Annotated in this window: 1 protein-coding gene; it reads right to left on the bottom strand. The window is 63.9% G+C overall.

Annotated features, from left to right (window positions below):
• Positions 1-2295: indolepyruvate ferredoxin oxidoreductase family protein (locus tag B0E55_RS31215; protein ID WP_080911175.1), on the bottom strand; the 2295-nt coding region annotated here is incomplete at both ends.

Here is a 2295-nt window from a genome sequence, read left to right on the forward strand (position 1 = left end):
TCAGCGATCATGGCCTCGTACTCGGCGAGCAGTTCACGCTCGACCTTGCGGACGTGCATGTAGCCGAAGGGATCGAGCTTGGTACCGCGCAGCTTCTTGCCCTTGGCCAGAACCTTCAGTGCAACATGCGACTTGGGCCCCAGACCGATCTTCTTCTTGCGGCCCATCACTCGGAGGATCGGCGGGTGGAGCTTGTAGGTCAGGTTCTCCCCGGCCGGCACCTGCGACTTGACGTCTTCGATGAAGGCAGGATCGACCAGCATGCGAGCAACTTCGTACTCGTCCTTGTACGCGGTGAACTTGAACAGGCCGCGGGCGACCGCTTCACTGAAATCGGTCCGCTCGGTTGCGGCACGTTCAGCAGTCCAGACTGCCTGAACCTGATCAATGTAGCGCTGGGCGATCTTGACGGACTGGAACTCGATGAGCTGTGCCGCACGCAGTTCGACCAGTCGCAGGGTTTCACCGGTGAAGGTGGTTCCGGCGAACATGTGAGCCGGTGCGAGGACGGGTTCGCGGACGGACTTGGCCGGCGTGGTGACGGCCGAGAACGCTGCAGTGTCGGCAATTGCTGCACGGCCCCAACGGAATGCCGCGATGTTCGCGTCCACGGCAACGCCGTTGATGCCGATCGCTTCTTCGATGGCCTCGGCCGGCAGACGAAGTCCACCGCTCTGGTAGGCAGCACCGATCAGCAGGAAGTTGGCGGCTGCGGTGTTACCGAACAACTCCTGTGCCGCGGCGAGTGCGTCGAACGAGCGCAAGGTGCGCGACACCTTGTCGAGACGGGCGAGGAGTGACGTCTCCTCGGGGTAGCGAACAGCCTTGTCGTAGACCATGTCTCCGGTCGGCGTCTGCGACGTCGATGCGATGGAGACCGTCTTCTCGGCGTTGCCGTAGTCGAGGTTCTTGTTGTCCGTCGCGGTCAGCAGGTCGAAGGCGACGATGCAATCCGCGCTGCCCGGGGTGAGGCGGTTGGACGGCTCGAGCGCGCTGGAGCTGAAACGCAGGTGCGAGACAACCGGTCCGGCCTTCTGGCTCAGGCCGATCTGGTCAAGGCTCTCCACCTCGAGGCCTGCGCGCAGTGCCGCCGTTGCGAGCACCTGGTTGACGGTCACGATACCGGTGCCGCCGATGCCCGCGAGGAACACGTTCTGCGTGCTGGTGAGCGGTCCGAAATCGGGATCTGCGACGACGGGCGGGACGGGACGTGCGGCCTTGGGAGCCTTCTTGCCCGGCACCAGTTCGACGGTCACGAATGAGGGGCAATCGCCGTCCATGCAGGTGTAGTCCGTGTTGCAGGACGTCTGGTCGATCTTCGTCTTGCGACCGTACTCGGTGTCCACAGGCTGGACCGAGAGGCAGTTCGACTTCACACCGCAGTCACCGCAGCCCTCGCACACTGCCTCGTTGATGACGACGCGAGTGTTGCGAGTGGGCAGCGTGCCACGCTTGCGCTGGCGACGAGCGTCGGCCGCACAGTGCTGGTCGTAGATCAGTACGGTGACGCCCTTGATCTCGCGAAGCTCCTTCTGAGCCTCGTCGAGGCGATCGCGGTGCCAGAGCTTGGTGCCCTTGGCCAGGGCGCGCTTGTTGTGGCGCGAAGGCTCGTCGGCGCAGATGATGATCTGCTTGACGCCCTCGGTGGTCAGCTTGTGGCTGAGTTGAGCAACGGAGAGGGCACCTTCTGCGTCCTGTGCACCGGTCATCGCCACTACTTCGTTGTAGAGCAACTTGTAGGTGATGTTCACGCCTGCGGCGATGCATGCCTGCACAGCCAACTGACCGGAGTGGAAGAAGGTGCCGTCGCCGATGTTCTGGAACAGGTGAGGCACGTCGGTGAACGGTGCCTGCCCGATCCACTGGCTGCCCTCGCCGCCCATCTGCGTCAGGCCGGTGACAGCGCTGTCCTCACGGCCGGACATGGTGACGAGTGTGTGGCAACCGATTCCGCCGCCGCCGATGGAACCCTCGGGGATAGCGGTGGAACGGTTGTGGGGGCACCCACTGCAGAAGTACGCGGTTCGCTTGGCGGAGAGCACGTTCAGTGACAGCGGTGCCGGGAGGGTGCGCTTGAGCTCGACGTGCGGCTTCAGTACGCGGCGCAACGGGGCGAGCAGCCGGCCTGCGGTCAGTTCACCACTGGCAGGCATGAGCAGACGGCCCTGGCCGTCACGCTTACCGATGATGCGAGGAGCATCGTCGGTGCCGTACAGGACTTCCCGGATCTGAGCTTCGATGAACGCGGTCTTGTCCTCGACCACGACGATCTGCTCGAGACCTTCGGCGAACTCC

Origin of the sequence: Rhodococcus sp. 66b, assembly GCF_002076325.1 — a bacterium.
Taxonomy (GTDB): domain Bacteria; phylum Actinomycetota; class Actinomycetes; order Mycobacteriales; family Mycobacteriaceae; genus Rhodococcus_F; species Rhodococcus_F erythropolis.